The 22,897-nt window shown below is 72.7% G+C and carries 21 protein-coding genes; 12 read left to right on the forward strand and 9 right to left on the reverse strand.

Annotation, left to right across the window (positions count from 1 at the left end; all coding sequences use genetic code 11):
* Positions 1-28: 28 nt before the first annotated feature.
* The 4 genes from ACFYOV_RS16645 to ACFYOV_RS16660 form a co-directional block, all read right to left on the reverse strand.
* Positions 29-1,213, reverse strand: a complete 1,185-nt coding sequence (locus tag ACFYOV_RS16645; RefSeq protein WP_389088186.1) for a phosphatidylserine/phosphatidylglycerophosphate/cardiolipin synthase family protein — start codon at positions 1,211-1,213, stop codon at positions 29-31.
* Positions 1,210-1,779 (reverse strand): DUF6328 family protein, encoded by a 570-nt coding sequence (locus ACFYOV_RS16650; protein ID WP_389088188.1) that lies wholly within the window; start codon positions 1,777-1,779, stop codon positions 1,210-1,212. The genes ACFYOV_RS16645 and ACFYOV_RS16650 overlap by 4 nt, the downstream gene beginning before the upstream one ends.
* Before the next feature lie 101 nt (positions 1,780-1,880).
* Positions 1,881-2,927, reverse strand: a complete 1,047-nt coding sequence (locus ACFYOV_RS16655; RefSeq protein ID WP_389088191.1) for an MASE1 domain-containing protein — start codon at positions 2,925-2,927, stop codon at positions 1,881-1,883.
* 51 nt (positions 2,928-2,978) lie between these two features.
* Entirely contained in the window at positions 2,979-3,884 is a 906-nt protein-coding gene (locus ACFYOV_RS16660; RefSeq protein WP_389088193.1) for a PP2C family protein-serine/threonine phosphatase, read from the reverse strand.
* A gap of 667 nt (positions 3,885-4,551) precedes the next feature.
* On the opposite strand from ACFYOV_RS16660, the gene ACFYOV_RS16665 reads away from it, so the two are divergent.
* Complete coding sequence (locus ACFYOV_RS16665) at positions 4,552-6,618, forward strand: discoidin domain-containing protein (protein ID WP_389088196.1); 2,067 nt, start codon at positions 4,552-4,554, stop codon at positions 6,616-6,618.
* Positions 6,619-6,682: 64 nt separating this feature from the next.
* Here the strand turns inward: ACFYOV_RS16665 and ACFYOV_RS16670 are convergent, their stop codons facing one another.
* Both ACFYOV_RS16670 and ACFYOV_RS16675 read right to left on the reverse strand, forming a co-directional pair.
* The gene (locus ACFYOV_RS16670) at positions 6,683-8,275 is read right to left on the reverse strand and encodes a glycerol-3-phosphate dehydrogenase/oxidase (RefSeq protein WP_389088198.1); all 1,593 of its coding nucleotides are present in this window, start codon (positions 8,273-8,275) and stop codon (positions 6,683-6,685) included.
* Positions 8,272-8,871, reverse strand: a complete 600-nt coding sequence (locus tag ACFYOV_RS16675) for a TetR/AcrR family transcriptional regulator (RefSeq protein ID WP_389088201.1) — start codon at positions 8,869-8,871, stop codon at positions 8,272-8,274. The genes ACFYOV_RS16670 and ACFYOV_RS16675 overlap by 4 nt, the downstream gene beginning before the upstream one ends.
* Before the next feature lie 72 nt (positions 8,872-8,943).
* On the opposite strand from ACFYOV_RS16675, the gene ACFYOV_RS16680 reads away from it, so the two are divergent.
* Complete coding sequence (locus ACFYOV_RS16680) at positions 8,944-10,536, forward strand: FAD-binding oxidoreductase (RefSeq protein ID WP_389088203.1); 1,593 nt, start codon at positions 8,944-8,946, stop codon at positions 10,534-10,536.
* Positions 10,537-10,678: 142 nt separating this feature from the next.
* Positions 10,679-11,560, forward strand: a complete 882-nt coding sequence (locus tag ACFYOV_RS16685; RefSeq protein WP_389088206.1) for a diacylglycerol kinase family protein — start codon at positions 10,679-10,681, stop codon at positions 11,558-11,560.
* Between the two features lie 49 nt (positions 11,561-11,609).
* Here the strand turns inward: ACFYOV_RS16685 and ACFYOV_RS16690 are convergent, their stop codons facing one another.
* On the reverse strand, positions 11,610-12,041 hold the full coding sequence (locus ACFYOV_RS16690) for a hypothetical protein (RefSeq protein ID WP_389088208.1): 432 nt from the start codon (positions 12,039-12,041) through the stop codon (positions 11,610-11,612).
* A gap of 109 nt (positions 12,042-12,150) precedes the next feature.
* Between ACFYOV_RS16690 and ACFYOV_RS16695 the strand changes: the two genes are divergently transcribed.
* From ACFYOV_RS16695 to katG, 3 genes are all read left to right on the forward strand, one after another.
* The gene (locus ACFYOV_RS16695; RefSeq protein ID WP_389088211.1) at positions 12,151-12,720 is read left to right on the forward strand and encodes a DUF488 family protein; all 570 of its coding nucleotides are present in this window, start codon (positions 12,151-12,153) and stop codon (positions 12,718-12,720) included.
* 229 nt (positions 12,721-12,949) lie between these two features.
* Complete coding sequence (locus ACFYOV_RS16700) at positions 12,950-13,387, forward strand: Fur family transcriptional regulator (protein ID WP_389088214.1); 438 nt, start codon at positions 12,950-12,952, stop codon at positions 13,385-13,387.
* A gap of 75 nt (positions 13,388-13,462) precedes the next feature.
* Complete coding sequence (gene katG / locus ACFYOV_RS16705; protein ID WP_389088216.1) at positions 13,463-15,694, forward strand: catalase/peroxidase HPI; 2,232 nt, start codon at positions 13,463-13,465, stop codon at positions 15,692-15,694.
* A 58-nt stretch (positions 15,695-15,752) separates the two neighbouring features.
* On the opposite strand, the gene ACFYOV_RS16710 is transcribed toward katG, so the two are convergent.
* Positions 15,753-17,105: a cytochrome P450 gene (locus ACFYOV_RS16710; RefSeq protein ID WP_389088218.1), complete on the reverse strand. Its 1,353-nt coding sequence runs from the start codon at positions 17,103-17,105 to the stop codon at positions 15,753-15,755.
* A gap of 240 nt (positions 17,106-17,345) precedes the next feature.
* Between ACFYOV_RS16710 and ACFYOV_RS16715 the strand changes: the two genes are divergently transcribed.
* From ACFYOV_RS16715 to ACFYOV_RS16725, 3 genes are all read left to right on the forward strand, one after another.
* Positions 17,346-18,218 carry a trypsin-like serine protease gene (locus tag ACFYOV_RS16715; protein ID WP_389088220.1) on the forward strand — a complete coding sequence of 291 codons (873 nt, stop codon included), beginning with the start codon at positions 17,346-17,348 and terminating at the stop codon, positions 18,216-18,218.
* A 188-nt stretch (positions 18,219-18,406) separates the two neighbouring features.
* A complete protein-coding gene (locus ACFYOV_RS16720) occupies positions 18,407-19,372 on the forward strand; it encodes a YihY/virulence factor BrkB family protein (RefSeq protein WP_389088222.1) in 966 nt (321 codons plus the stop codon).
* 190 nt (positions 19,373-19,562) lie between these two features.
* Positions 19,563-19,907, forward strand: a complete 345-nt coding sequence (locus tag ACFYOV_RS16725; protein ID WP_389088225.1) for a hypothetical protein — start codon at positions 19,563-19,565, stop codon at positions 19,905-19,907.
* Positions 19,908-19,946: 39 nt separating this feature from the next.
* Here the strand turns inward: ACFYOV_RS16725 and ACFYOV_RS16730 are convergent, their stop codons facing one another.
* Positions 19,947-20,369 (reverse strand): DUF350 domain-containing protein, encoded by a 423-nt coding sequence (locus tag ACFYOV_RS16730; RefSeq protein WP_389088227.1) that lies wholly within the window; start codon positions 20,367-20,369, stop codon positions 19,947-19,949.
* Between the two features lie 218 nt (positions 20,370-20,587).
* Between ACFYOV_RS16730 and ACFYOV_RS16735 the strand changes: the two genes are divergently transcribed.
* The 3 genes from ACFYOV_RS16735 to ACFYOV_RS16745 all read left to right on the forward strand — a co-directional run bounded on the left by ACFYOV_RS16735 (position 20,588) and on the right by ACFYOV_RS16745 (position 22,804).
* Positions 20,588-20,944 (forward strand): hypothetical protein, encoded by a 357-nt coding sequence (locus ACFYOV_RS16735; RefSeq protein ID WP_389088229.1) that lies wholly within the window; start codon positions 20,588-20,590, stop codon positions 20,942-20,944.
* A gap of 103 nt (positions 20,945-21,047) precedes the next feature.
* Positions 21,048-21,914, forward strand: coding sequence for a GyrI-like domain-containing protein (locus tag ACFYOV_RS16740; RefSeq protein WP_389088232.1), 867 nt, complete (start codon positions 21,048-21,050; stop codon positions 21,912-21,914).
* 314 nt (positions 21,915-22,228) lie between these two features.
* Positions 22,229-22,804 carry a tellurite resistance TerB family protein gene (locus ACFYOV_RS16745; protein WP_389088234.1) on the forward strand — a complete coding sequence of 192 codons (576 nt, stop codon included), beginning with the start codon at positions 22,229-22,231 and terminating at the stop codon, positions 22,802-22,804.
* The last annotated feature ends 93 nt before the right edge of the window (positions 22,805-22,897 follow it).

A 22,897-nucleotide genomic window follows, 5' to 3' on the forward strand; every position in this document is an offset into this window, starting at 1 on the left:
CGGCCCCGGCGCAGGCGGATGCCGAGTCCTAGAGGAACCGGCGCAAGGGCGTCACGGCCGCCTCGCGCAGCCGTAGGGTGAGGCGGCGGCGTCGCCAGCGGGCGGGGTCCACGGGAGCGCACAGCAGGCGGTCCTCGTCGAAGTCACGGTCGAGGGCGGCCGTGAACTCCTCGTCGAGGACGGCCAGCATGACCTCCTCGTCGTGCTCCAGAGACCGCCGGTTGAAGTTGGTCGAGCCGATCAGGGAGGCCACACCGTCCACCGTGACGATCTTCGTGTGCAGCATCGTCGGCTGGTACTCGCCGATCTCGACGCCCGCGTCGAGCAGTGTCTCGTAGTGCTGCTGCCCGGCGATCCGGCAGGCCCGCTGGTCGGTGTACGGCCCCGGCAGCAGGATCTCCACCTTCACGCCCCGCCGTGCGGCGTCCGCGAGCAACCCGACGAAGTACGGATCGGGCGCGAAGTAGGCGGTGGACAGCCGGATGCGCTCCTCGGCGGAGGTCAGCACGACGCGGATCAGCGTCTGCATGTCCTGCCAGCCGAATCCGGCCGAGCCCCGCACCACCTGTACGGTGGCACGGCCGGGCTGCTCGTGCTCGGTGAAGCGGTCGCGCTCGTCGTACAGCGTGTCGTGGCACTCGGCCCAGTTCTGGGCGAAGGCCGCGGCGATGCCGTCGACGGCGGGACCGCGCACCCGCACGTGCGTGTCGCGCCACTCGCCGGGGTGCCGGGCGTCGCCGCACCACTCCTCGGCTATGCCGACCCCGCCCGTGAACGCGGTGTGCTCGTCGACGACGAGGACCTTGCGGTGGCAGCGGTGGTTCTGCTTCAGCGGCGACAGCCGGACGGGCTTCCTGAACCAGACGACCTGCACCCCGGCGGCGTCCATGGCGTCGAGGAGGTCCTGCTCGATCTCCATGGCCCCGAACCCGTCGAGCAGCAGTCGCACCCGCAGCCCGGCCCGGGCCCGCTCGGCGAGCGCCTGCGCGAACTCCTGGGCGACATCACCGCGCCAGTAGACGAACGTCATCATGTCCACGGTGTGCTCGGCGTTCCTGATGGACTCGAGCATGGCGGGGAAGATCGCGTCGCCGTTGCGCAACGGCACGAGTTCGTTGCCCTCGGTGGCCGCGATGCCGATCAGCCGCTCCAGACGTCTTCGCAGCCGTTGCCTGCGCCGGGCCGACAGGTCCGTGTCGTCCGTCCCCGTCATCGGGCCGCCCGGCGTTCCGCGCGCCGGTTGGAGCGGCGGCGCAGCCACAGCGGAAGGGCGTACCAGGACAGGCCGAACCAGAGCATCACCGCGCCGACGAGCAGTTCGGCGAGGAGGCCGGGGACGACGACGTGCAGGATGAGCAGCAGGGTGCAGCCGATCGTCAGAGCCATCAGCACCATGCCGCACATCATCAGCCGGTGCGCGACCTCCACCATCTCGTCCTTCATCCGCTGCCCCGACAGGAAGCGGTGGATCGACACCGGTGCGATCAGCGAGGCCGTGGCCGACGCCCCCAGCACCACGGTGAGGACGTAGACGGTGTGGTCGAAGGTGCCCAGGTCCCTGAAATGGGGGGTGAAGGCCACGCTCAGCAGGAAGCCGAAGAGGATCTGCACGCCGGTCTGGGCGACGCGGGTTTCCTGCATGATCTCGTTCCACCTGCGGTTGACGCGTTCCCGCGGGGTCTCCGGCGGTTCCTCCTGCTCGACCGCGGGGGTGTCGTCGTCGCAGCAACGGCACGTCCCGAGTTCCGATCGCCGCGCGGGTTCCGTCGTCGTCGTCATGAATACCTCCCCGTTCCGGATCCTCCTTGTGCCCCGCGTTCGCCCGCGCATGCCGACGGGCACCAGGTCAGGCGGTGAGGGGCGCCGGGGAGGGGAGCGGGTCAGGGGCGGTACGGGGCATTCGGCACCCCGCCGTCGTCCGTCTGGTCCTCGCTCCGGCGACCGGCGTCGTCCCGAGGGGGCCGGCCGGGCGGGGCTTCCCCCGCGGTCAGGTGCTCCAGCACCTCGACGAGTTCCTGGCAGGCGCGTTCCACGGAGCGCCGGGTGTTGTGCTGCTCGGTGATCACCGCCGACAGCAGCAGGGCGGTGAGCGCCAGGGCGCCGTTGAACGCCTGGAGGCTGATCATCACCTCCACGCCGGACAGGTCCTGGAAGGGGCCCACCCGGTCGGTCGCGGCCACGGTGGCCAGGACGGAGGCGAACAGCGCGCACAGCAGGCTCCCCGCCAGCCGGAACCGCAGAGCCGCCCAGATCAGCAGCGGGTAGACGAGGAACTGCAGACTCGCCCTGCTGTGCGTGGACAGCGGGACGAGGCACCCCGCGATGACCGCGAGACCCGCGGCCTCCTTCCACCGGGACCAGCGCAGACGCTCGTGCGCGCGGCGGGCCAGGAGCAGCACCGGCGTGACGATGAGCACGCCCATCGCGTCCCCCACCCACCAGGCCAGCCATACCGCCCAGAAGCTGCGCGCGGGGAGCTTGTCGGTGACGGCCAGCATGACGGTGCCGATGGTGGAGCTGATCAGCATGGCCGTGAGCGCCCCCAGGAACACCAGGGCAAGACCGTCCCGCAAGCGGGAGAGGTCGGTGCGGAAGCCGACCCGGCGCAGCAGCAGGAAGCCGGAGACGGGCGCTGCGGTGTTGCCGACCAGGACGCCGAGCGAGGACAGCCGGGGGGAGGTGAGGGACATGATGACGAAGAGGGCACCCAGCGCGATGCCCGGCCATTGGCGCAGACCGAAGAGCAGCAGGCAGGCGAGGGCCACGCCCGTGGGCGGCCAGATGGGTGAGACCACCGAGCCCGCGACCACCAGATCCCGCAGCAGGCCCAGCCGCCCCGCCGCGTAGTAGGACAGGGCGACCGCCAGCGTCCGCAGCGCGAAGAGGGCCGGTGCACGAAGATCCTGGCTAGCCACCACACCAGTCATCACACACCGGTGCCGTCCCGTCGGCGAGGCGAGGGAGGCGAAGCTGCGGCCCTATGGCTGAGCGTCCGGCCGGCCGTCGGGTGAGACCGGGGCGGGGTCCTCCGCCGGGCTCCCCGAGCCATGGCCGTCCGAGCCGGTGTCCGTGCCGTCGTGGCCGATGACGAGGACGGCCGCGTCGTCCTCGTGCCCCACCCGCTCGGCGCCCTTGATGACCGCGGCGGCGAGCGCGTCCGCCCCCGTCCCCGCCACGGCCGCGCCGCCCGCGAGCCGCACCACCTGGTCGAGCCCCTCGTCCAGGTGCATCGACGGGCCCTCCACGACACCGTCCGTGACCATCACGAACACGGCGCCCTCGGCGAGCCGGTACCGGGTCACCGGGTAGCTCATGCCCGGCTGGACGCCGAGCGGCGGTCCCCCCTCGTCCTCGGTGATCCCGCAGCGGCCGTCCGGGGTGGCCCAGACACACGGCAGGTGCCCGGCCCGTGCGCTCTCCAGCTCCCCGGTCGCCGGGTCGAGCCGCATGAACGTGCTGGTGGCGAAGAGGTCGGAGCCCAGGGACAGCAGCAGGTCATTGGTGAGGGCGAGGAGCTCTCCCGGCTCGCCGGTGACCGAGGCGAGTGCCCGCACCGCTACCCGGACCTGCCCCATGAACGCCGCCGCCTCGATGTTGTGCCCCTGCACGTCGCCGATGGACAGCCCGATCCGGCCGTCGGGCATGCGGAACGCGTCGTACCAGTCGCCGCCCACGTTGAGTCCCTGGTAGGCGGGCGCGTACCGCACGGCCAGCCGCAGCCGGCGGGCCATGGGCAGGTGGCGCGGCAGCATGCCGCGTTGCAGGGCCACGGCCAGTTCGACCCGGGAGCGCTGCACCTCTGCCTGCGCGCGGGCCTGGGCCGTCAGCCGCCCGAGCCTGGCCAGCAGCTCGTCGCCGTCGTCCGTGGAGCCGATGCGGGACATGGATCACTCACTCAGGCGCGGCAGTCACTCTGGGTAGTTCATATCGGGTCAAAGTGGTCAATCTACCTCAAGTGATGTTCCAAGGATGATAGTCGGACAAGGGGAGGGCGGGCCAGCTGATCCGGCGTGGAGGCCGCAGGCGCAGGGGGGTGCGGGGCTGGAGCGCAGGGCGGTGCGGGGCTGGAGCGGACGGCCGTGCCGGCGGCCGCTGCCGGTGGCGGTCGGCCCGCCGCGGGGCGGTGGCGCGGGTGGACCGGACAGCGTTCGGCGGGCCCGGCGAAGGGGCCGGCCGCCCTCGACCACCCATCGTGCCAGGCGCAGCCGTCCGGCCTCGGTCGGTGGTTGCAGGCGCCTGTGGCGGCAGCTCAGTTCTCGCCGGGGCCAGGGCCGGGCGGTCGCCCCCTGAGGGGGACGTGGTGCCCCAGGGGGCGCCCGGCGGGCGCCGGCCCGTTGTCACCCGGGAGACAAGCGGGAGCGGCGACGCGCGCACGAAGGGACGGGTTCGGCGAAGGCCGGCGGGCAGGTGGCCGGGGGCTCTTGACGCGGTATTCGGCCCCGGGGATCCTCGGCCCATGTCTTGCACCGGTCATGACAATCGAACGTCCGCGATCCGGACGTTCCGGTTCACCGACCGGCACCCGCCGACGGAGGGACGTGGGCAGTGACCATGACTCGACGCCCGAACCGACCGCACCGCGGACGCCGCCGGCCCGCCGCGGTCGTCTCGCTGCTCCTGCTGGTGCTGGCCACGGCCCTCGGACCCACGCCCAGTTCGGCGGCCGACGACTGGTGGACACCTAGCGCACGGCCCGCGCCGGATTCGGGGATCAATGTGACCGGCGAGCCGTTCCGGGGCACGAACTCCCGCGGAGAGGTGCGCGGTTTCGTCGACGCGCACAACCACATCATGTCCAACGAGGCCTTCGGCGGGCGGCTCATCTGCGGCAAGGCGTTCTCCGAGAAGGGTATCGCCGACGCGCTCAAGGACTGCCCCGAGCACTACCCCGACGGCTCCCTGGCCGTCTTCGACTTCCTCACCAACGGCGGTGACGGCAAGCACGACCCGGTCGGCTGGCCCACCTTCGCGGACTGGCCCGCGCACGACTCCCTCACCCACCAGCAGAACTACTACGCCTGGATCGAGCGCGCCTGGCGCGGCGGCCAGCGCGTCCTGGTCAACGACCTCGTCACCAACGGCGTGATCTGCTCCGTGTACTTCTTCAAGGACCGCAGCTGCGACGAGATGACGTCGATCCGGTTGCAGGCGAAGCTGACCTACGACATGCAGGACTACGTCGACCGCATGTACGGCGGCCCCGGCAAGGGCTGGTTCCGGATCGTCACCGACAGCGCGCAGGCCCGCCGGGTCGTCGAGCAGGGCAGGCTCGCTGTCGTCCTGGGCGTGGAGACCTCCGAACCGTTCGGATGCAAGCAGGTCCTGGACGTCCCGCAGTGCGACGAGGAGGACATCGACGCCGGCTTGGACGAGTTGCACGCGCTCGGTGTGCGCAGCATGTTCCTGTGCCACAAGTTCGACAACGCGCTGTGCGGCGTTCGCTTCGACGAGGGGGCGCTCGGCACCGCCATCAACGTCGGCCAGTTCCTGTCCACCGGCACGTTCTGGCGCACGGAGAAGTGCACGGGCCCCCAGCACGACAACCCCATCGGTCTGGCCTCCGCACCGGAGGCGGAGAAGCGGCTCCCGGCCGGCGTGGAGGTGCCCTCGTACGCGGCGGACGCCCGGTGCAACGTCCGCGGGCTCACCGACCTCGGTGAGTACGCCGTGCGCGGCATGATGAAGCGCAACATGATGCTCGAGATCGATCACATGAGCGTCAGGGCCACCGGTCGCGTGCTCGACCTCTTCGAGGCCGAGCGGTACCCGGGTGTGCTCTCCTCGCACAGCTGGATGGACCTGAACTGGACCGAGCGCGTCTACGGTCTGGGCGGGTTCATCGCCCAGTACATGCACGGCTCGGAGGGCTTCGTCGGCGAGGCGAGGCGCACGGAGGCGGTGCGCGACAAGTACGGCGTCGGCTACGGCTACGGCACGGACATGAACGGCGTCGGCGGCTGGCCCGCCCCGCGCGGCGCGGACGCCGCCCACCCCGTCACCTATCCCTTCCGCAGCGTCGACGGGGGCTCGGTCATCGACCGGCAGACCACCGGCCTGCGCACCTGGGACCTGAACACCGACGGTGCGGCGCACTACGGCCTGGTCCCCGACTGGATCGAGGACATCCGGCGCGTGGGCGGACAGGACGTGGTGGACGACCTCTTCCGGGGCGCCGAGTCCTACCTGGACACCTGGGCAGCCTCGGAGAACCACCGTGCGGACGTGAACCAAGCCGCCGGCGCGCAGGCCACGGCCAGTTCGGTCGAGTGGAACCCGTTCACCGGCTACGGCCCGGGCCGGGCCGTGGACGGCAGGCCGGACACCCGGTGGGCCAGCGGCTGGAGCGACGACCAGTGGCTGCGGATCGATCTGGGGCAGACGCACCGGGTCGGACGCGTGACGCTCGACTGGGAGCGTGCCTACGGCCGCTCGTACCGCGTGGACCTGTCCGCCGACGGCACGAACTGGCGTACCGCCTGGTCCACCACCGCCGGTGACGGCGGCCTGGACACCGCCCGGTTCACCGCCGTACCCGCCCGGTACGTGCGCGTGCAGATGCTGGACCGGGGGACCGACTGGGGATACTCGCTCCGCGAGGTCGGCGTCCACAGCGGCTGACCGGCCGGTTCCGCCCCCGCCCGCACCGGCCGGGCGGGGGCCGCCCGCCGTCCCCGCCGCCGGCTCAGCCCCGTCCCGCCGCGTGGGCGGCCAGCAGGTCGCGCACCGGGTCCAGGGCCACCGCCCGGTCGGCCGGGACGAGTCCAATGCGGGTGCGGCGGTCCAGCAGGTCGCTCTCGTCGAGCGCGCCCTCGTGCCGCACGGCCCACAGCAGTTCCGCTCCGGTGACGGGATGTCCGGGCAGGACCGGTTCGCCCAGCCGTGGGTCGCGCGTCCCGAGCTCGTGGACGGCCGCCGCCTCGGTCCCGTAGCGCCGCACCAGCCGACGCGGTGCGGACACCGCGGCGAGCACGCGCCGCGGCGCCGCTCCCACGAGCGGCAGGGTCGACGTACGGGACGGCCCGGCCGGCAGGCCGCGGACACGGACGGCGGTGTCCACGGCGTCCTCGGCCATGCGGCGGTAGGTGGTGAGCTTGCCGCCGACGACGGTGACGACCCCGTCGCCCGAGGTGAGGACCGCGTGCCGGCGGGAGATGTCGGAGGTCCTCGGCGCCGCGCCGGATCCGGCCGCCGACGTGTCCAGCAGGGGCCGCAGTCCGGCGAAGGCCCCGACGACGTCGTCGCGGCGGACCGGCACGTCCAGCACCGAACCCAGGACGTCGAGGAGGAAGCCGATGTCCGTCTCGGGCGCCTGGGGGACGTCGGGGATGTCCCCGTCCACCGGCTCGTCGGTGAGCCCGACGTAGACCCGGCCGTCGTCCTGGGGCAGCACGAGCACGAAGCGGTTGCTCTCCCCGGGGATCGGTATGTGCAGGCCCGCGGGGAGGGGGCCGAGGCTCTCGGGGCGGAGCACGAGGTGGGTCCCGCGCGAGGGACGGATCCGGATGCCGTCGACCAGGCCGTCCGCCCAGACACCGGACGCGTTGACGACCGCGCGGGCACGTATCCCGCCCGTCTCGCCGGTGAGTTCGTCCCGGACGGTGGCTCCGGACGCGGTCAGGGCGAGGGCCCGTACGCGGGTCAGGATTCGTGCGCCGTGGGCGGCAGCGGTGCGGGCGAGGGCGGTCACCAGCCGGGCGTCGTCGGTGAGCCGGCCGTCCCAGGACAGCAGGCCGCCCCGCAGGCCGTCGCCGCGCAGGGCGGGGGCGAGGTGGCGGGTCTCCACCGCGGACAGCCGTCGCGGCGGGGGCAGCGTGGCCCGGGGGGTGCGGGCGGCCAGGCGCAGGGCGTCCCCGGCCCGGAAGCCCGCCCGGGCCAGCGCGGCCTGACCGCGCGGGACGAGGGGGGTCAGGGGCAGCACGAACGGCTGCGCGCCCACCAGGTGCGGTGCGGTGCGCTCCATCAGCACCCCGCGCTCCACCGCGCTCTCGTGGGCGACGTCGAGCTGGGCGGAGGCGAGGTAGCGCAGCCCGCCGTGGATGAGCTTGCTGCTGAAGCGGGAGGTGCCGAAGGCCAGGTCGTGGGCGTCCACGGCCACCACGCTCAGGCCGCGGGCGGCGGCGTCCAGCGCCGCCCCGGCACCCGTGGCACCGAGACCGACGACCAGGACGTCGACGACGGGTCCGCCCACGCTCTCGGTCAGTTCACGGGCGCGCCGTGCGGCGGACAGGGAGGAGGGGGCGGAGCCCGTGGTGGCCGGACCGCTGGGGGAGTTCATGGCGTGAGGGTCCTCTCCAGGATGTCGCGCAGCTCGGCGAGGAAGGACTCGCAGGTCAGCTCGGGGTCGTCCGGGTCGGTCATGGTCCGCAGCGACAGGGCGAAGGACTGGACAAGCAGCAGGACGGACCGGGCCTGCCGTTCGGGATGGCCGACGCGCACCGAGCCGTCGGCGTGCCCCTCGCGCAGGGCGCCGGCCAGCAGTCCCAGCAGGGCCTCCTGGCTCGCGCCGCGGCGGTCCAGCACGTAGGGGAGCAGCAGCTCGGGATCGACGTCGACGATCTTCCGGAAGAGTGGATGCCCGCCGAACGCTCGCACGCCCGCCACCAGCCCCTCGACCAGCCGGCCGCGCGTGTGCACCCCGGCCCGCGGCTCGGGCATGGCGCCGGTGGCCACGTCAACCCACTCACGGGTCATCAGGTCCCCGACCAGGGAGCGCACATCGGGCCAGCGCCGGTACAGCGTCATCCGCGAGACCCGCGCGCGACGGGCCACGTCGGTCAGCGTGGTGCGGCGCACGCCGACGGCCAGCACGCAGTCGCGCACGGCGTCCAGCACGGCGTCGTTGTCCGAGCTGTTGTGACGAATAGGCGTCATGTGTCACAGTGTAACGCCCATGAGGCCGTCGCGCGACGGCATCGCCCCCCAACAACCGTGAGGACGACAGTCATGGACATGCTGTGGAGTGGCTGGGGCGACCCGGCCAGGGCCACGCCGCTGCCCGAGACGGTGATCGGGCTGCTGCGCGACCTGCTCGGCGTCAAGCCCCGCGAGAGCGCGCCGGTCGCCCTGGAGGACCTGGCCGTCCCCGAGCCGGATCTCGCGCCCGACGCACGCCGGGCCCTGGCCGACGCCCTGGGCGGCGAGGAGCACGTGCGCACCGACCCGGAGACGCGGGTCCGGCACACCCGCGGCAAGTCCACCCCCGACCTGCTGAGGATGCGGCACGGTGACGTCACCGACGTCCCGGCGGCCGTCGTACTGCCCGCCGGGCACGACGAGGTGCTGGCCGTCCTGCGCGTGTGCGCCGAACACCGACTGCCCGTGGTGCCGTTCGGCGGCGGTACCTCCGTCGTCGGCGGACTCGCTCCCGAACGGCGGGGCGCCTTCGTCGCGGTGGACCTGCGGCGCATGAACCGGCTGCTCGACCTGGATCCGGTCTCCCGCACCGCCACCCTCGAGCCGGGTCTGCGCGCCCCCGAGGCCGAGGCGCTGCTCGCCGAACACGGCTTCACCCTCGGCCACTTCCCCCAGTCCTACGAGTGGGCCACCATCGGCGGATTCGCCGCCACCCGCTCCAGTGGCCAGGCGTCGGCCGGATACGGCCGGTTCGACGAGATGGTGCTCTCCCTCACCCTCGCCACCCCCGAGGGCACCCTCGCCACCGGCCGCGCCCCGCGCTCGGCCGCCGGGCCCGACCTCCGCCAGCTCGTCCTGGGATCCGAGGGGGCCTTCGGTGTCATCACCTCGGTGACGGTGCGCGTCCGGCCCGTGCCGCGGACCCGTGTCTACGAGGGCTGGCACTTCGCCTCCTTCGAGCAGGGCGCCGCCGCCCTGCGCCGCCTCGCCCAGGACGGGCCGCGTCCCACGGTGCTGCGGCTGTCCGACGAGACCGAGACGCTGATCGGCCTCGCCCAGCCGGACGCGATCGGCTCCGACGCCCCGCAGCCCGCCGGATGCACCGCCGTCGCCGGCTACGAGGGCACCGAGGAGGACGTCGCCCACCGACGTGAGAGGGCCGCGGCCGTCCTGCGCGACAGCGGCGGGACGCCTCTCGGCGAGGAAGCGGGACGGCGCTGGGCGCACGGCCGCTACTCGGCCCCTTACCTGCGCGACTCCCTCCTCGACGCCGGGGCGTTCGCCGAGACGCTGGAGACGGCCACGTACTGGTCCCGCGTCCCGCACCTCTGCGCTGCGGTCCGCGACGCGCTGACCCGCACCCTCACCGAGGCCGGCACCCCGCCCCTGGTCATGTGCCACATCTCCCACGTCTACGAGAACGGCGCCTCGCTGTACTTCACGGTGGTCTCGGCCCAGGGCGACGACCCGGTGGCCCACTGGACGCGGGCCAAGCACGCCGCCAACGAGGCGATCCTCACCGCGGGCGGCACGATCAGCCACCACCACGGCGTCGGCACCGACCACCGGGACTGGTACGTCAGGGAGGTCGGCCCGCTGGGCATCCAGGCCCTGAGCGCGGTCAAGCGGTGCCTGGATCCGGAGGGGCTGCTCAACCCCGGCGTCCTGCTGCCCACCGACTGAGCCGGCCGCTCCCGGCCCGGCTCGGGCCCACCCGTCCCGGCCCGGCTCGGCCGACCACGTCCCAGCCGGTCCACAGCGCTGTTCCCCCACGCCGCCCACCGCCCGTACGCTCCATTCCGTCGGCCCGCCCGGAGGCACATCGATGCGAGAGTTCACCGCCGTCGTCAACCCCACCGCGGGCGGCGCCGCCGGCGCCGCCGCCCTGCTCGTCGTGGCCCGGCTGTTGCGGGAGGCGGGGGCCGGGCTGCGTACCGAGTACAGCCGCAGTCTGACCCACGCCGGGGAACTCGCCCGTGAGGCCGGCGGGCAGGGGCACGTGGTGCTCGCGGTCGGGGGTGACGGCATCGCGGGCGCCGTCGGCGGCGCCCTCAGCGGGACCGGTGCGACACTCGGGCTGGTGCCGGCCGGACGCGGCAACGACTTCGCCCGCGCACTCGACCTGCCCACCGACCCGGCGGACCTGGCCCGGATCCTGCTGCACGGGGAACCGAGCCCCGTCGACACCATTGAGGTCGAATCGGCCGTCCACGACCGCACGGTCGTCCTCGGCAGCGTGTACGCGGGCGTCGACGCGCTCGCCAACCGGCACGCCAACCGGTCCCGGCTGCTGCGGGGCGCCGCCTCCTACTACGCCGGGGGACTGCGTGCCGTCACCACCTGGCGGCCCGCGCGGTACCGGGTCACCGTGGACGGCGTGGAGCACGAGCACCTCGGCTACACCGTGGTGGCGGCGAACTCCGGCTACTACGGCTCCGGACGCGTCATCGCGCCCGCCGCCCGGGTGGACGACGGCCTGCTGGAGATCGTGATGATCCGCGAGGCGCCGCGGCGGCTGTTCTTCACCCTGATGAACGAACTCGGCACCGGCGCCCACGTCGACCGCCCCGAGGTGGGGATCCTCAGGGGCCGGGAGGTCCGCATCTCGGCCGACCGTGAGGTCCCCTACGGCGCCGACGGCGAGGTCGACGCCGTCCTTCCCGTGACGGCCAGGGTCCTGCCCGGGGCGCTGCGCGTGCTGCGCTGAGGACCCGGGGCGGCCCCGGGTCCTGCGCCGGTGGTGCCGGGGGCGCTGTTCACCTGCGGCGGACGTGGTGGCCCTGGGCCAGCCGGGCCAGGGCGACCGCGCCGAGGAGGAGGCCGAAGTCGCGCAGCGCGATGTCGTAGTGACCGGGCGCCGTGAGCAGGTTGACGATGATGCCGGCCAGCCAGCCGGCCACCAGCCAGCCCCCGAGGCGGGGAGCCAGACCGACGACGACGCCGGCCGCGATCTCGACGACCCCCACCGCGTACATGGCCGCCTGAGCGCTGCCGGGGACGAGGTCGTCGATCCACGGAGCGAGATAGGCGGGCCAGTCGACGAGCAGGTTGGCGAACTTGTCGAGCCCGAACAGGATCGGCGCCACGGTGAAACCGGTGCGCAGGATGACGAACGCCTGGTAGCCGGGATCGGCGAGCGATGCCCGCCGGGGCCCGGCCGAGGTGTCGTGGGTGGTGGTGGAGGTCATGGTCCGGCCCTCCTTCTATGGTTGACGTTCATCGACTATAGAAGCGCCGAATCCTTCTTTGGTCAATGGGTGTGTGTTTTAGAAAAGCCGCCGGCTCTACACTGGTGACGTGGAAGTGCGTGGCGGCGCGCCCGCCGGCCCCGAGCTCTTCACCTTCGGTCACGGCACGGCCGACCGCGGCACCCTGGCCGTGCTCCTGCGCGACGCCGGGATCGCCGCGGTCGTGGACATCAGGACCGCTCCCGGCAGTCGCCGCCACCCCGACATGGCCCGGCAGCGGCTCGCCCGCTGGCTGCCCGAGGCCGGCATCGCCTACCGCTGGGAACGGGACCTGGGCGGTTTCCGTACCGCACCCCCCGACTCGCCCGACACCGTCTGGCGCAACGCCTCCTTTCGGGGCTACGCCGCTCACACCCGCAGCCCCGGCTTCGTCTCGGCGATGGACGCTCTGTTGCGGCAGGCGGCGCGGGAACGCACCGCGGTGATGTGCGCCGAAACGGTCTGGTGGCGCTGCCACCGCCGCCTCGTGGCCGACTTCGCCGTCCTGTCCCGCGGCACGCCGGTCCGCCACTTGATGCACGACGGGCGCACCATGCCCCACACCCCGACGCCCGGAGCCCGTCTGCGTCCGGACGGCCTGCTCGTCTACGACGGCACGGAGACGCGGCTGCCGTCCTGACCCGGCAGGCCGACCCCGGGTCGGCCGGTGGGCCAACGGCCCGCCGTTCCGAGAACATGCAGCCTTACCGGTTCACCACAAAGCGGTGCCGCTGCGCCAATGGCAGCGATCCACCACGCCGCACCGCTGCCTGCTCACTTCCCGGACACCCACCGGTACCGGACGCGACTCAAGACTGGAATGAATCGTTCTCTGGAATTATTCGCGTCTGGAGCTGTAGGTTCTGCCCATGACCGCATCCCGGCCGCCGACGACCGCGGAGGCACTGCGCGGTGCCGGCCTGCGGGCGACCGCCGCCCGCGTCGCGCTGCTCGAGACCGTCCGTCAGGGCGGGCATCTCGGTGTCGAGGACATAGCCTCGGCGGTGCGCGAGCGCATAGGCCACGTCTCCCTCCAAGCCGTCTACGAGGCCCTGCACGCGCTCACCGGGGCGGGACTCGTGCGCCGCATCGAACCGGCCGGGAGTCCGGCACGGTTCGAGGGGCGCGTCGGGGACAACCACCACCACCTCGTGTGCCGCTCGTGCGGCGTCGTCGTCGACGTCGACTGCGCCACCGGCGACGCCCCCTGTCTGACCGCGTCCGACGGCCGCGGCTTCTCGATCGACGAGGCCGAGGTCATCTACTGGGGCCTGTGCCCCGGCTGCTCCACCGCCCCCACCACCTGAACCGCGCGATCCACCATCGTGCGCCGATTCTGCGCAGATCTGCTCATCGTTCGGATTTTGCCCGGAAGGAATGCCATGACCGAGAACCACGACGCGATCGTCACCGAACCGAAGGCGGAGGAGGCGGGTGGCTGCCCGGTCGCGCACGGGCGTGCCGCACACCCGACCCAGGGCGGCGGGAACCACCAGTGGTGGCCGGACCGGCTCAATCTGAAGATCCTCGCCAAGAACCCGGCCGTGGCCAACCCCCTCGGTGAGGACTTCGACTACGCCGAGGCGTTCAAGGCGCTGGACCTCCCCGCGGTCAAGCGGGACATCGCCGAGGTGCTCACCACCTCCCAGGACTGGTGGCCGGCCGACTTCGGCCACTACGGCCCGCTCGTCGTCCGCATGGCCTGGCACAGCGCCGGCACCTACCGCATCAGCGACGGCCGCGGCGGCGCCGGCGCCGGCCAGCAGCGGTTCGCCCCGCTCAACAGCTGGCCGGACAACGCCAACCTCGACAAGGCCCGCCGCCTGCTGTGGCCGGTGAAGAAGAAGTACGGCCAGAGCATCTCCTGGGCCGACCTGATGATCCTCGCCGGCAACGTCGCCCTGGAGACGATGGGCTTCGAGCCCTTCGGCTTCGCCGGCGGCCGCGAGGACGTCTGGGAGCCCGAGGAGGACGTGTACTGGGGCCCCGAGACCACCTGGCTCGACGACCGGCGCTACACCGGCGAACGGGAGCTGGAGAACCCGCTCGGCGCCGTCCAGATGGGCCTCATCTACGTCAACCCCGAGGGCCCCAACGGCAACCCGGACCCGATCGCCGCGGCCCGCGACATCCGTGAGACGTTCCGCCGGATGGCGATGAACGACGAGGAGACCGTCGCCCTCATCGCGGGCGGCCACACCTTCGGCAAGACCCACGGCGCCGGTCCGGCCGACCACGTCGGGGCCGACCCCGAGGCCGCGCCGCTGGAGGAGCAGGGCCTGGGCTGGCGGAGCACCTTCGGTACCGGCAGGGGTGGCGACACGATCACCAGCGGTCTCGAGGTGACGTGGACCAACACCCCCACCACCTGGGACAACAGCTTCTTCGAGATCCTCTTCGGTTACGAGTGGGAGCTGACGAAGAGCCCCGCGGGAGCCCACCAGTGGCGGCCCAGGAACGGCGCCGGCGAGGGCACCGTGCCCGACGCCCACGACCCGGCGAAGAAGCACGCCCCGCAGATGCTGACCACCGACCTGGCGTTGCGCTTCGACCCGGTCTACGAGCAGATCTCGCGCCGCTTCCTGGAGAACCCCGACCAGTTCGCCGACGCCTTCGCCCGCGCCTGGTACAAGCTGACCCACCGAGACATGGGCCCGAAGTCCCTCTACCTCGGCCCGGAGGTGCCGGAGGAGACCCTGCTGTGGCAGGATCCGCTGCCCGAGCGGACGTACGAGCTCATCGACGCCGAGGACGTCAAGACCCTCAAGGCACGGGTCCTGGCCACCGACCTCACCGTGTCCCAGCTCGTGTTCACCGCGTGGGCGTCGGCCTCCTCCTTCCGCGGCAGCGACAAGCGCGGCGGCGCCAACGGCGGCCGCATCCGGCTCGAGCCGCAGCGCGACTGGGAGGCCAACAACCCCGACCTGCTCGCGACGGTGCTGCGCACCCTGGAGAACGTCCAGCAGTCCTTCAACGCGGAGCAGACCGGCGGCAAGCAGGTCTCGCTGGCCGACCTGATCGTGCTGGCCGGCTGCGCCGGCGTCGAGCGGGCCGCCAAGGAGGCCGGCTTCGAGATCGAGGTGCCCTTCGCCCCGGGCCGCGTGGACGCATCGCAGGACGAGACCGACGTCGAGTCCTTCGCCGCGCTGGAGCCGGCCGCCGACGGCTTCCGCAACTACCTGGGCAAGGGCAACCGCCTGCCGGCCGAGTACCTGCTCCTCGACCGGGCCAACCTGCTGACCCTGAGCGCCCCCGAGATGACGGTGCTCGTCGGCGGCCTGCGCGTGCTGGGCGCCACCCACCAGCAGTCCCCGCTGGGCGTGTTCACCGCGACACCCGGCGCGCTGACCAACGACTTCTTCGTCAACCTGCTCGACATGGGCACGACGTGGAAGGCGACGTCCGAGGACCAGACCACGTTCGAGGGCCGCGACGCGGCCACGGGCGAGGTCAAGTGGGCCGGCACCCGCGCCGACCTCGTCTTCGGCTCCAACTCCGAACTGCGCGCGCTCGCCGAGGTCTACGCGAGCAACGACGCCAGGGAGAAGTTCGTGCGGGACTTCGTCCAGGCCTGGGACAAGGTCATGAACCTCGACCGCTTCGACCTCGCCTGACCGGCACACCCGAGACGTCCGGGCCGGCCCGTCGCGGACCGGCCCGGACGTCCCGCGCTCAGCCGCCGGCCACGCTCTCGCGGGCCCGGACGGTCATCAGCAGCCTGCCCGGCCGCACCGTGGCCCCGGCCACGGGAGTGACGACCCGGCCGGGGAAGGGGGTGAGGCGGACCTCCCGGACGATCGTCGCCAGGGCGGTGAGGAGTTCCGTGAGGGCGAACCGGTCGCCGATGCACTTGTGCTTGCCCGCGCCGAAGGGCAGGAAGCCCGCCGGTGAGGAGCCGTCGTCCCACCGGTCCGGGTCGAACCGCAGCGGGTCGGGGAACAGACCGGGATCCCGGTGCAGGGCGTGCTGGCAGTAGGCCAGCTCGGTGCCGGCGGGCAGCACCCACCGGCCGAGCCGGGTCTCGGTGACGGTACGGCGGGTGACCAGCCAGCCGGTGTGGTGCAGGCGCAGCGTCTCGGTGACGACCCGGGTGAGGTAACGCAGGCGGGGCAGGTCCTCGAACGTCACCTCGCGGCCGTCGAGGACGTCCGCCAGTTCGGCCAGGACACGGTCCTCGACCTCCGGACGACGGGCCAGCTCGTACAGCGCCCAGGAGAGCACCGACGCGGTGGTCTCCGTACCGGCCACGGCCAACGTCAGTATCTCCGAGCAGATCTGATCCTCGGTCAGCGGCCGGCCGCTGTCCTCGTCGCGGGCGCGCAGCAGCAGGGACAGCATGTCACCGGTGTCGTGCCCGGAGGCCCGGAGCCGGGTGACCGCCCGGCCCACGGTGGCGCGGACGGCGTCGCGGGCGCGGTCGAAGCGACGGTTGGCCGGCAGCGGCAGGCGTTCCACCCAGTCGGGCAGCATGACGCGGACCCCGACGCCGCTCATCACCACCGACAGGTCGCGGCGCAGACGGCGGAACGCCGTCTCGTCGAGGGTGCCCGAGAAGACGGTCTTGACCAGCACGTCCAGCGACAGCCCGACCATCGCCCGGTGCACATCGAGCACCCGGCCGCGCCGCCAGCCGCCGACGGCGGCGGCCGTCTCCTCGCGCATGGTGTCGACGTACCGCGCGATCGCGTCGGGAGTGAACGCGGACTGCAAGAGGCGGCGCTTGCGGACGTGGTGCCGGCCTGCGGCGGTGACGACCGAGTCGCCCAGCAGCTGGCCCATCTTCTCGAAGAACCTGCCCTTGTCGAGACTCGGGCCGAGGTCCACGAGCATGGTGCGTACCAGGGCCGGGTCCTGGACGACGACCGTCCGCGTCCCCGGCTGGAGGGTGATCTCGACGAGCGGGCCGTAGTTCGCGCGGAGCGAGGCGATGAAACCGAGGTTGTCACGCAGGAGCTGGAGCGCGTGACCCAGGACCGGAAGTGATCCGGAGGCCCTGGGTATGGGGGGAAGCGCTGCGAGCGTCACGGGGGAGGCTCCCTTCGGGTGATCATGGCGCCTTGATCACTTCCCTGCGGCGGAGGGGACCCAATCGGCAGGATCGAGTGGCGTGCGCCACTGGCGCGCACCACCCCCGCCCATGTCAGGGGAGTGGTTCCGTCACGAGGCCGGAGGACGGCGCTCTTGTCCTGAACGATCACAGGCGATTCAATGCACCTCACCTCCCACAGGAGAACGCCCGACCAACACCCAGCAAAGGGGTTCTTCTTGACCGCCCTACGTGCCACCGCCGTCACCGCAGCGGCCTGCGCCACCGTGCTCGCCGTCGCCACGCCCTCGTCGGCCATCAACTCGTACAACGCGACACCCGCTCCCGAACGCACCGAGGTCGGCGCCCTCGTGGCCACCTGGGACAACGACGGCGATCCGGCGACCCCGGACCGTGTCGACTGGGTCTGCTCCGGCACGATGATCGACGCGGACACCTTCCTGACGGCCGCCCACTGCACCACGGACTGGCCGGACAACGTCAGGTTCCACGTCTCGCTCGACCAGGACGTGCAGGCGGGACTCGACGCCGCCGCGAAGAAGTACCCGGGCGACCCGGCCGCCCAGGCCCGTGCCGTCGCCGTCGAGGGCACGGCCCACAGCCACCCGGAATACCCCGGGCCCGCCTCCGACACCCGTGACATCTCGGTCGTCGAACTGCCCGCCGCCGTGATGAAGGCACGCTGGTCGTTCACCCCGGCGACCCTGCCCACCGCCGACCAGCTCGGCGCGCTCGGGCCGCAGAAGCTGAACTCCGCCGACTGGACCGTCGCCGGATACGGCACCCAGGAGGCGGTGAACGGACCCGGCGGCCACACCCACCCGGGCGGCGGCGTGCGCATGAAGGCCCCCGTCACGTTCGACGCCCTCAACACCTCCTGGGTGCGCCTGGCCATGACCGCGCCCCAGGGCAACGGCGGCGCCTGCTACGGCGACTCGGGCGGCCCGAACTTCGCCGTCCTCGGCGGCAAGAGGATCCTTGCGGCCACGACGATCACCGGCGACAGCCCGTGCTACGCCACCAATGTCACCTACCGGCTCGACACATCGGGAGCACGCGCCTTCCTGGCCCCGTTCGTGAAACTGCCGTAACCGGGCCGGCCCGCGGGCCCCACCGGGCCGGCGCGAACCGAGCGTGCCGGTGGCATCCCGCCACCGGCACGCTCGGCGTGCCCCGCCCCGTCGGCGAGACACGTTCGGCCGCCACGGACACCGGGCGGGGCGCTTTCCGGGGCATACGGACAGGAACGCAGCCCGTCCGAGCCGAGGAGCGTCCGCGCATGGGAACCGTCGTCCACGTCCCGCAGACCCGGGACATGATCGGGGACGAGCTCTCCGGAGACGAGGCGTTCGCCGCCCTGCGCCACTACGGCGGCCTGCGCCTGCTCGCCGACTCCTTCACCCGCTTCCGGTACGCCGACGGGTTCACCAACGCCCGCGCCCTCGCCTTCCAGGTCGTCCTCGGCCTCGTTCCGTGCACGGTGGCGCTGGTGGGCCTGGCCACCTCCGTGCACACCGAGGGCGTGGGCCGGGTCATCGAACTCACCCTCGGCCGCATCGTGCCGGGCGCCAGCGCGGACGTCGTCAAGGACGCCTTCGACGGGACGCGGCGCAGTGCCCACGGCGACGTCTGGAGCACGCTCGCGCTGTGGCTCGGCCTGGCCTTCGCCCTGCTGAACCTCGCCTCGGCCATGGGGCAGATCGAGCGCGGTGCCAACCGCATCTACGGCATCGAGCGCGACCGCCCGTTCCGGTACAAGTACGCCCGGGCCGTCCTCCTCGCCGTCGCGGCCGGCCTGCCACTGGTCCTCGGCTTCGTCGTGCTCGTCGCCGGAGAGGCGGTCGGCGACGCGGTGGTGAGCGTGGCGGGGGGACCGGGCGGCCGGACGGACTGGTGGGACGTGCTGGACGTGCCGGCGGGGCTGCTGCTCGCCTGGATCGCCTCGGCGGTGATCTTCCGCTGGGCGCCCCGCCGGGTCCAGCCCGGCTACACCTGGCTGGCGGTCGGGTCCGCCGTCCACCTGCTGCTGTGGATCGCGGCCACCTGGCTGCTCGCCCTGTACGTCGAGGGGAGCGGGGCCTTCGGCTCCCTGTACGGCCCGCTCACCGCCTTCGTGGCCCTGCTGCTGTGGGCGAACCTCACCGCCGTGGCGCTCTTCCTCGGCATCGCGTTCGCGGCCCAGTTGGAGGCGGCGCGGGCGGGCATCGACACCCCGGTGCTGCCGGATCCGGGGCCGGGGTCATGACCGGTCGTCCGGGGCGGGCGGCGCGGTGCCGGGCCCCCGTTGTCGGTGCCGGGTTGCAGAATGGTCGGCAAGGGAGATCAACTCCGGCCGCGCGCTGGGTAGACGGTCTCGAGCACCCGGCTCCGGAAAGGCCACCAGCGATGCCCTCCACCGGCACCGACGCCCCGCAGAACACGGTTACGGAGGACTGATGAACAAGCCGCGCGTCTCCCGACGGTCCTGCACCCCGATCAGCACGGCCGGCGCCGAGGTACTGCGGGTCGTCTCCGACCCCTCCACCCCCGTGTTCGTGACGGTGTACCGGAACGGACGCCGCAGATACAGCTACTGGCGGCCACTGGACTCCGGCGCGGGCATGGGCGGCTGCTACGTCGCCCTGCCCACCGCCGAGTGCGACGAACTGCACGCCACCGGAAGGATCACGCTCGGCGAGCCGATCGTGGACCCGCACCGGACGACCTACCGGGTCCGTCCGGTCCGGGCCCCTCTGGCGCCGGTGCGGGTTCCTCCCCGGGAGCGCTCGCGCGTGGCCTGACCGCGAGCGGGGCACGGCCCCGGCACCGGCGGAGGCGCGTCAGGCGATGGACGCCGAGATGACGGCGGACACCGCCACGTTGCACGAAGCGGTCACCCAGACCGCCGGATGCGGTTCGGGCTCGACCAGGGTGGCGCCCAGACGGCCCGGCGTGACGAGGTCCACCACGAGGAACGCCACGGCCATCATCACCAGCCCCAGCAGACCGAAGACGGCCGTCGACACCAGCCCCTTGCCGAAGTCCTCGTAGGTCGTCCAGATGGACGTGAACACGATGCCGCCGATGCCCAGCAGCGCGGAGCTGAGCACCGTGGCGGCGTTGCGGTTGCGCTCCTCCCAGATCTGCCGGCCCAGCTTCCCGGGCGTCAGCGCGTCGACCAGGACGATGCCGAGAACCAGCAGGACCAGACCGAGGCCGCCGTAGGCGGTGGCCCGGCCCAGTCCGTTGACGATGTCGCTCATGAGGTGGCCGGCTCCGTGGTGAGGGATCGTGAGTGATCGCGGTCAAGGGAGAGCAAAATGTAGCGCACTCGTTCGGACCCCCGGCCACCGGCCGTGACCACCACATCCCTTGGCTCCGCACAGCCATGGTCCCCGCACATCCCGGGCATCCGATGTCGACGGAACGCGGGCAGCAGCCACCTGCCCGATCGTGCACGGACGACAAAAGGAGACCCGCCATGAGCAGAGGCAGCCGCATCCTCACCGCCCTCTACCTCGCCGTCGCCGTCTGGCTCGCCTTCTGCACCGTGAAGACCTGGGGCACCGTCCCCGTCTGGACCACCCTCGCCATGGCCCTGGCCGGCCTCACCCCGCTCCTGGCCACGGTCCGCGAGACCGTCTTGGCCGACGAGCGGCGCACCGTCGCCGTCCTGCGCGAACGCGAGGTCCGCCGCGCGGCCTGGCGCGACGCGACCGCGGCGGTCGTCGCCCGCGCAGAGGTCGAGGCCGCGTGCTGCGAACGCTGGTGGACCTCCTGCGCGACCGACCACGACCCGGAGTGCGAGCGCCACACCTCCCGCGGCAGCGCGGCGTAGGGGGCAGCGGCACCCCGGCACCCGACCGCCGCGGGCACAGGATGTCGGGTCCCGGCCCGCCGGCGCCTTCTAGCGTGGTGGTCCGAAAGGGAAGGAGGCCCGGGTGCTGGAGCGGCTCAACGAGGCCATGGAGTACATCGAGCGGCATCTCGACCGGCGGATCGACGTGTCCGACCTGGCCAGGATCGCGCTGACGTCGGACTACCACTTCCGGCGGATGTTTTCCGCGCTGGCGGGGATCCCGCTCTCCGAGTACGTCCGGCGCAGGCGGCTGACGGTCGCGGGGGCCGAGGTGCTCGCCGGGCAGCGGACCCTGCTGGAGATCGCGGTGCGCCACGGCTACACCTCGGGCGAGGCGTTCGCACGCGCCTTCCGCACCATGCACGGCGTCGGCCCCGGGGAGGCCAGGAAGACCGGCGCGAGCCTGCGCTCCCAGCCGCGGATGTCCTTCCGCCTCGTCGTCGAAGGGAGTACGAACATGCGGTACAGGGTCGTGGAGAAGGGGGAGTTCCGCGTGGTCGGCAGGAAGGCGCGCGTGCCCCTCGTGCACGAGGGGGTGAACCCGGCGATCGCCGCCTTCGTCCGCGGCATCGACCCGGAGACGCTGCGGCGCATCGGTGAACTGTCCGACCAGGAGCCGGAGGGGATCGTCTCGGTCAGCGACGATCTCGCCGCGAGCCGGGCCGAGGGCACCGAACTCGACTACTACCACGGCGTGGTGACGGGGGCCGCCGTCCCCGAGGGGATGGACGCGATCGACGTCCCCGCCGGGACGTGGGCGGTCTTCGAGAACTCCGGGACGTTCCCGCAGGCGCTGCAGCACCTGTGGCGGGACGTGTTCACCCAGTGGTTCCCGTCCAATCCGTACCGGAGCCGGCCCGGACCGGAGATCCTGCGGACCCGGCTGTCGCAGGACGGATCCCACGCGGACGCGGAGATCTGGGTCCCCGTGGAGCGTGCGGGGACATGAGAGCGCCCCTCCCGCCTGTTCCGGGGCTGGCAGGCGAGGGTGGCACCATGGGCGGGGATCGGCCCCGGAAGCCGTTCACCGGGTGCAGCGACCGCAGGCCCGTCACGACGTGAGCGGCGACTTCCCGCCCGGGTCCTTCCTCTCGGTACGTCCCCTCGGCCCTTCCCCTCGGACCTTGCCCTCGCTCCTCCCTTTGCGTCTTCTTTGCCGATCGGGAACCGGGTGGCGCCCGCGTCCGTTCCATCAGTCGGACGGTGAAGATCCGGCCTCACGACGGGGCCGGACGGACAGCGACAGAAGCCGAGGTGGCACGAGTGACGATGTGGGACCGGCTCAAGGACCAGGCCAGGACTCTCCAGCAGTCCCAGGGCGCCCGGCCGGGGAGCGGACAGGGGCACGGGCTCCCCGGACCGGGACAGCGCGGCGGTCACGGCTCGTCCTCCGGCGGCAGCAAGGCCCAGTTGATCGGCCTGCTGAAGTCGCAGCTCGCCTCGGCGAGAACGGAACTGAAGAGCGGCGCCTACCGGGACGCCAGCATGGCGATGTGCGCCCTGGTCGCGGCGGCCGACGGCCATGTGGACCCGGCAGAGCGGCAGCGGGTGGAGGAACTGATCGTCTCCAACGAGGTGCTGCAGAACTTCCCGCCGGACCAGCTCCGCAAGCGGTTCAACGAGCACGTGGACCGGCTCACGGCCAACTTCGAGCTGGGCAAGGCCCAGGCGCTCCAGGAGATCTCCAAGGCGGCCAAGAAGCCGGTCGAGGCCCGTGCCGTCGTCCAGACCGGCATCGTCGTCGCCGGGGCCGACGGCGACTTCGCGCCGGCCGAGCAGCACGCCGTCCGCGACGCCTGCGCCGCCCTCGGCATCTCCCCCTCCGAGTTCGGCATCTGACCCGGTCACCGGCCGCCGCCGGCCCGTCGCAGCGGGCCGGCGGCAGGGCCGGGGCACGGGTGGCGCCGCCCCTGCCGCGGGGGTGGTCCCTGC

This window comes from Streptomyces sp. NPDC005931 (genome assembly GCF_042871235.1).
Taxonomy (GTDB): Bacteria; Actinomycetota; Actinomycetes; order Streptomycetales; family Streptomycetaceae; genus Streptomyces.